Annotated in this window: 9 protein-coding genes; 3 read left to right on the top strand and 6 right to left on the bottom strand. The window is 68.2% G+C overall.

The features are described from left to right. The 4 genes from N878_RS10200 to N878_RS10185 form a co-directional block, all read right to left on the bottom strand. A partial coding sequence (locus N878_RS10200) for a PepSY domain-containing protein (RefSeq protein ID WP_021443558.1) occupies positions 1 to 1,089 on the bottom strand: 1,089 nt, incomplete at its 3' end. Next, positions 1,086 to 1,382, bottom strand: coding sequence for a hypothetical protein (locus N878_RS10195; protein ID WP_021443557.1), 297 nt, complete (start codon positions 1,380 to 1,382; stop codon positions 1,086 to 1,088). The genes N878_RS10195 and N878_RS10200, both read right to left, overlap by 4 nt. Before the next feature lie 66 nt (positions 1,383 to 1,448). Then, positions 1,449 to 1,928 carry a TonB-dependent receptor plug domain-containing protein gene (locus tag N878_RS10190; RefSeq protein ID WP_021443556.1) on the bottom strand — a complete coding sequence of 160 codons (480 nt, stop codon included), beginning with the start codon at positions 1,926 to 1,928 and terminating at the stop codon, positions 1,449 to 1,451. Positions 1,929 to 2,206: 278 nt separating this feature from the next. Further along, complete coding sequence (locus N878_RS10185) at positions 2,207 to 3,385, bottom strand: diguanylate cyclase (protein ID WP_021443555.1); 1,179 nt, start codon at positions 3,383 to 3,385, stop codon at positions 2,207 to 2,209. A gap of 360 nt (positions 3,386 to 3,745) precedes the next feature. Between N878_RS10185 and N878_RS10180 the strand changes: the two genes are divergently transcribed. Continuing rightward, positions 3,746 to 4,009, top strand: coding sequence for a YebG family protein (locus N878_RS10180; protein WP_021443554.1), 264 nt, complete (start codon positions 3,746 to 3,748; stop codon positions 4,007 to 4,009). A gap of 178 nt (positions 4,010 to 4,187) precedes the next feature. On the opposite strand, the gene N878_RS10175 is transcribed toward N878_RS10180, so the two are convergent. After that, positions 4,188 to 4,475: a hypothetical protein gene (locus N878_RS10175; protein ID WP_021443553.1), complete on the bottom strand. Its 288-nt coding sequence runs from the start codon at positions 4,473 to 4,475 to the stop codon at positions 4,188 to 4,190. Positions 4,476 to 4,576: 101 nt separating this feature from the next. Here N878_RS10175 and N878_RS10170 point away from each other — a divergent pair, with 101 nt between their 5' ends. Beyond that, complete coding sequence (locus tag N878_RS10170) at positions 4,577 to 4,981, top strand: DUF488 domain-containing protein (RefSeq protein WP_021443552.1); 405 nt, start codon at positions 4,577 to 4,579, stop codon at positions 4,979 to 4,981. Between the two features lie 286 nt (positions 4,982 to 5,267). Further along, entirely contained in the window at positions 5,268 to 6,134 is an 867-nt protein-coding gene (locus tag N878_RS10165) for a DMT family transporter (RefSeq protein ID WP_021443551.1), read from the top strand. 27 nt (positions 6,135 to 6,161) lie between these two features. Here N878_RS10165 and N878_RS10160 read toward each other — a convergent pair. Then, positions 6,162 to 6,632: 2-oxo acid dehydrogenase subunit E2 (locus N878_RS10160; RefSeq protein WP_021443550.1), on the bottom strand; the 471-nt coding region annotated here is incomplete at its 5' end.

The raw sequence follows: 6,632 nt of genomic DNA, 5'->3' as shown, positions 1-6,632 counted from the left end.
GCCAGGCCCGCCGCGGGCCGCGCGCTTGCTCAGCCAGACCCGGCTGCCGGCCACCAGCATGGCGCAGCCCGCCAAGCCCAGCAGCAGGTAGAGCGCGCGCACCAGGGCGCCGCCGAACTGCGCCATATGCAGGCCGACCAGCCACAGGTAAGTGCCGTAGCCGGCCGGCGCGCGCTGCACGTGGAGCAACTCGCCGCTGCTCGCGTCGAAGCTGAGGGTGTCGGCCGGGATGGCGATGCGCGAGCGGTCACCGCGGCGAATCTCCACTACCGCCGCGGCATCGTGCGGGTGATGCACGCTGATCCGCCCCGGCTCACCGCCCTGCCAGTGGGCGCGCGCCCGTTCGACCAGCGTATCGAGGGAAACCGGCGCCGGTGCCGGGCGCTGCAGCTCCTCGCGGTGGTAGCCGCCCATCACCTCGCTGAAGAAGTGCCCGATGTCGCTCTTGTAGGCCACCTGGGCACCGGCCGGCATGTAGGAGGCGACGAAGACCGCCACGCCGGTGTAGGCCAGCACCAGGTGGAAGGGCAAGCCGGCGACGCCGAACAGGTTGTGCGCATCCAGCCAGGCGCGCTGGCCGTTGGCGGCCGGGCGCAGGGTGAAGAAATCCTTGAAGATGCGCCGGTGGATGATCACCCCGGAGACCAGCGCCACCAGCATGAACATGCCGGCCAGGCCGACCAGGTAGCGCCCGGCCATGCCGCCGTGCAGCTCGTAGTGCAGCTTGAAGAAGAAGTCGCCACCCTGGGTCTCGGGCAGGGGTTGCAGGCTGTGCGGGGCGAAGGCGCGGCGCTCGATGCGCTCGCTGCCGTCCACTTCCCAGGCCAGCTGCCAGAAGGGCTCGCGCGCGCTCGGCGGCACGATCCAGAAGGCATGCAGCCGGTCCGCGACGTTGCCCTGCAGCCAGCCGCGCAGCTGCTCGGCGCTCAGCGTGGCCGCCTGCGGCTGGTGCAGCGCCGGACGCATCCAGCGCTCCAGTTCCTTGTCGAAGCAGGCCACAGTGCCGCTGAACAGGATGACGAACAACAGCCAGCTGGGCAGCAGGCCGCCCCAGGTGTGCAAACCGGCCATGGATTGACGCAGGCTCATGGGCGCGCTCCGAACTCGGCGGGGAGGAAGGCGGCCAGGCACAGCAACAGCGCCAGCCCGAGCGGCAGCGACCAGGCGCGCAGGGCGCTGCGCGCGGCGAACACGTAGATCACCGCGGCGGTCCATACGGCGAAGCACAGCAGGCTGGCGAACACCACGCGGTCGGCGCGCGCCAGCGGCAGGTAGACGGCGAAGAACGCGGTAAAACCGTAGGCCAGGGCATAACCGCCGAACAGTGCGGCCAGTATTCGCGAGGCGATGCTCCAAGGGGTCGGGGAAGGTTGCTTGCTCATGGTCGGCTCGTTGTTCGCTGATCGGGCTGGGGCCGGCGCCCGCATGACGGGCGCCGGCCTGGCGCGCTAGAAGCTGTAGCCCACGGTGCCCACCAGGGTGAACGGATCGGTGCGGGTATTGGTGTAACTGCCGAAGGTCTGCTGCAGGCCGTCGAGGAAGATGCTCGGCGCGCTACCGCGAATCATCGACCAGTCGCCGCGGCTGTCCAGGCCGTAGGTTTCGCCGCGCATACTGGCGGTATAGCGCAGGGCGTCCTGCACGGTCAGCGAACCCAGGTCGCGGATGCGGTCGGCGGTGATCACGCTGACCGACTGCGGCGTCTCCAGCAGCCGCGTATCGGTCTTGGTGCCGGTGGCGCTGCGGCTCGCCACGTAGCCGGCTACCGGACCGTTGGCGCGCTCGGCTTGCGGGGTCGCGACAACGCTCTGCGCCTCGAGCTCGATGGCCTCCTCCGCGGCCAGCACCAGCAGCGGGCTCAGCGCCAGCCCCAGGGTCGCCAGGCGAACCGAGCGGGTCAGGGAACGATGGACAGCAGGGGCAGGCATTGCGGCTCCTTGGGCAAGGTGAGGGCGGTGTAAAACGGCGACATATTAGTGAGAAGTGTTTTTATTTGGAATATCAATTGTAAAAATGACCGGCTCCGCCAACCGGTGTCTGCTCTCGACAGCGGCTGGCCATGGCGGTCGGGATGCGCTCATCATCGCGGGAACAGGTCAAGCCGTTGCCGGCACGCCCAGGAAAGACGAAGCGCGGCCTGAGCAGGCCCAGGGGGCGGTGTGAGAGGGGTTATTGCGGATCCGGTGCGCGCGCCAGGGCGCCCGACTCAGCTGGCGATCAGCGTCAGCGGGCGCTCCTGCGGCCAGGCGCAGCAGTGCTTGCCCGCCTCCTTGGCGCGGTACATGGCGTTATCGGCCGCGGCGATCAGGCGACGGCGCTCTTCGCCATGCTCGGGAAAGCGCGCCAGACCGATGCTGACACCCACCCGCACCGTCGGCTGATCCACCAGCAGCGGCCCGTCGAGCGCCTGGATCAGCCGCTGCGCCAGACGTTCCACCGCCTCGGCATCGCCGGCGGCGATGACGGCGAACTCGTCGCCGCCCAGCCGCGCAAGCAACTCGCCCTCGCGCATCAGGGCCTGCCAGCACGCCACCACCGCCTTCAGCGTGGCGTCGCCGGCGGCATGGCCGAACTGATCGTTGATCGGTTTGAAGCCGTCGAGGTCGAGGTACAGCAACGCAACCTGGCGCTCGCCACGGCGTGCCAGGGCCAGGGCCTGATCCAGGGCCTCGTTGAAGGCGCGACGATTGGGCAGACGGGTCAAGCTGTCGTGCTGCGACTCGAAGGCCAGCCGTTGCACCAACTCGTTGCGCTCGCGCAGGTCGCGGCGCAGGTCGAAAAAGATCAGCGCGAGCAGCCCCAGCATCAGCAGCGCTGCACCGCTGCCGCCCCACAGCGCCAGGCTGGAACGCCAACGCAGGTCGGCACGCTGCTGCTCGAGGGATTCGGCGATACGCCGCTCCAGCTTGCCGATACGCAGGCGCATCTCGTCCATATAGACCTTGCCGCGATCCTCGACCATCAGCGCCCGCGCGGCCAGCAGCCCCTGCTCGCGGCGCAGGCGAATGGTTTCCTCCAGTTCACGGCGCTTGAGCCGGCTGAGCTGCTCGATCACGTTCAGGTCGGTTTCATGACCCAGCAGCGCCGGGTTGGCGCGCAACCGCTGCAGCTGCGGATCGAGCTCGGCGTTGGCGCGCTGATAAGGACGCAGGTAGAGCTCGTTGCCGGTCAACAGGTAACCGCGCTGCCCGGTTTCGGCGTCCTGCAGGTGGGAAAGAGTCAGGGAAAGCTTGTACAAGGCGCTGTGCAAGTTTTCCACTGCCTCGCCGCCCGCCAGGTTGACCCGGCTGCCCCAGATGGCGCCGGCAACCAGCATCAGACTCAGGTAGAGCAACGCCAGAAGGGCAAACAGCTTACGCTCGATACGACCCGCGGTTTGCGGCATGGAACCCCCGTGCAGACTGCACTTGGAGGACGGGGAGAGATAGCCGGCACTATAGCCATGCGCCTGCGCGCCAGCAAGCGACGACCAACGCCCGGGGCCCGTTGAAACGACCGCACCTGATCCTGTACCCATCCTGTACAAGACGCCCCGCGGCCTCCACCCTGATCCACGCGGTTCAACCCGGCTTCGGCCAGACACCGCAGGGGCTGGCACGGGACGCGATGGCGTGCGGTCCGAACGCCGTTGCGATTGCTGCACGGCAGGCTGGCCAAATGGCAGCGAGTTCTTTATGCTCGCCACAACTGTACAAATAACCAGTTAAAAACTGATCGACACGCATGAAGGCAGACGAGGTGATGAATGGCCGTCGAAGTGGTGTACCGCAGCAGCCGCGACCCGGAGCGCTTGTTTATGGATAAGGCCGAAGCCGACCGTCACGACAAGATGCTGGAGCTGGCCGAGCGCCTCAGCCAGGTGCTGCACAAGGCGGTGCCGTCGCTGAGCGAGGAACAGGGCGAGGAGCTGGGCATCTTCATGGCGAAGAACCGCGAGATCTTCGCCAAGGCCTTCAAGAGCCAGCCCGATGCCCTCGACGAGCTCGACGACAACGCCGCCAGCGAGTGACGCTCTCCCCCTGGCCCCGCCGCCCACCTGGGTGGCGGGGCTTTTTTCATGGCTAGGCATCAAGGGGTTGGAGTAGAACAGGCAGGGCCGTCCAGGCCGCTGGCGGCATGCACCGGGAAATCCGGCAAGCTCGTTATGGTTTGTCGCGTTCCGTGGCCCCGGATGGCCTCAGCGGCGCTCAGCTGTCGGTACGCGGCGCCGCCGACGATGAATCGCCATCCCTGGCAGCACCGCTCGCCCGATACTGCGCCGCGGCAAACTCCAGCCAGTTCGGCAGATCGCGCCGGCGAATACCCTCGCGCTGCGCCCGAACCAGTTGTTCGAGCATGTACTGACGCATCGGCCCATCGCCTGCGGCCAACGACAGCGCCAGGTCGCGGTCGCTCCACTGACGGATGCGGCGAAACAGCCACCAATGGAAATACAGCCCGGCGGCCGTGGTGACGACAATGATGAAGTAGTCCATGGCATGTCTCCTCGCCCGCCACGCTAATCCAGCCCCCTGCTGGCGCCAAGTGCGGCATTGCCGCAGGGCCATGGACTAGGCTGTGTGCGAGGAGTCAGGCCATGATCCAGTGCAAACGGGTGTATCTCGACGCCGGCGCAGACGATGGCCGCCGCGTGCTGGTCGACCGTCTGTGGCCGCGCGGCCTGGCCAAGGATCGGCTGCCACTCGATGCCTGGCTGCCGCAGGTGGCGCCCTCCACCGCGCTGCGCAAGGCCTTCGGCCATAAGGCCGGCGCCTTCGAAGACTTTCGTCGTGCCTATCTGCAGGAGCTGGCCGGCCATCCCGAACACTGGCAAGCGCTGCTGCACTGGGCCGCCAGCGGCCGCCTGACCCTGCTCTACGCCGCCCGCGACGAAACGCACAACAACGCGCGGGTGTTGGCGGATTTTCTCGAAGAGGCGCTGGAGCGCCAGGGCTCGCCCAGTTCGCCGGTCTGTTACCAGGGCGAGTTCGGCAGCGGTTGACCGACGCCCGGTGCCGAGCTAGCCTGCAGCCTTTCCCGTCATACCGAAGCCTATTTCGATGACTTCCCTTACGCGCAATCTCCCTGCCGCCAACGCCGCCTCGCGCAGCGCTGTGGCTCTGCTTTGCGCGCCTCCACCTGTCTGCCGCGCCGGCACCCCTCCTCCCCCGCCGGCCAGCGTCTAAGCGGGCCATCCCCGCGACCATTGCGCTCCGTTTGTCATCGGTCTGACCGAGGCGCCTCTGCGCGCACGGAGCTTATGCGGATTTTTCGACAGGTGCTTCACCATGCGTTTCGATACCACCTCACTGGCCGCTTGCGGCTCGACGGCACTGTTCGTGCTGCTCTGGTCCGGCGGTGCGATCTTCGCCCGCCTGGGTCTTGATCACGCCTCGCCCTTCGCCTTTCTCATCCTGCGCTTTGCCCTCGCCTGCCTGGCGCTGGCACTGATCGCCGCATACTCGGGCACCTGGCTGCCCGAGCGCGGCCTGCGCTGGCCCACGGCCAGGGCCGGACTGCTGATGATCGGCGGCTACAGCCTGTGTTACCTGCTGGCGCTGGACAGCGGCATCACCCCCGGTGTGCTCGCCACCCTGCTCGGCGTGCAGCCGATCCTCACCCTGATGCTGCTGGAGCGGCGCGCCTCGCCGTTGCGCCTGGCCGGCCTGCTGCTGGCCCTGCTCGGCCTCGCGCTGATCGTCGGCGACAGCCTGCTGCACGCCTCGCTGCCGCTGACCGGCGTGCTGCTGGCGCTCGCCGCGCTGGTCTGCATCACGCTCGGTGCCATCGCGCAGAAGGGTCTGAACCAGACGCCCATGCGCGCCCTGCCGCTGCAGTACGGCCTGTGCCTGCTGGCCAGCCTGGCGCTGTTGCCGACCCAGGAGTGGCGGGTGCAGTTCGATGTCGGGCTGCTGCTGCCGCTGCTGTGGATGGGCCTGGTGATCTCGGTGGGCGCGCAGCTGCTGCTGTACCGGCTGATCCGCGCCGGCAACCTGGTCAACGTCACCAGCCTGTTCTACCTGGTGCCGCTGGTCACCGCCCTGCTCGACTACCTGCTGCTGGGCAACCTGCTGTCGCCCAGCGCCATGGCCGGCATGACGGCGATCCTGCTGGGCCTGGCGCTGGTGTTTCGCTTCGCCCCGCAAGGCCGGTAGCTCCCGGCCCGGCGTCACGCCGGGCCATCATTCCGGCTGCTGCAGCGCCTCGACCAGCGCCTTGAGAAAGCGCGCGGCCTCGCCGCCGGTGACGGCGCGATGGTCGAAGGTCAGCGACAGCGGCAGGATCGGGTGCACCACCACCTGACCATCGACCGCCACCGGCTCGTCGCGGATGCCGCCGGCGCCGATGATCGCCACCTGCGGCGGCACCACCACCGGGTTGGCGTAGCGGCCAAACAGGGTGCCGAAGTTGGACAGGGTCAGGGTCGCGCCCATCATCTCCTGCGGCGGGATGGAACGTGCGCGCACGTCGGCGCGCAGGCGCGCCACGCCCGCCTTCAGGTCCTCGGCGCTGCGCGCGCCGACATTGCGCAGCACCGGCACGAACAGGCCGTCGGGGGTGTCCACGGCGATGCCCAAGTCAAGCTGGGCATGGCGCTTGATCGACAGACCCTTGCCGTCGAACCAGCTGTTGAGCACCGGCTCGGCCGCGCA

Origin of the sequence: Pseudomonas sp. EGD-AK9 (genome assembly GCF_000465935.2) — a bacterium.
Lineage (GTDB): Bacteria > Pseudomonadota > Gammaproteobacteria > Pseudomonadales > Pseudomonadaceae > Aquipseudomonas.
This window is presented reverse-complemented; position numbering and strand designations above follow the sequence as displayed.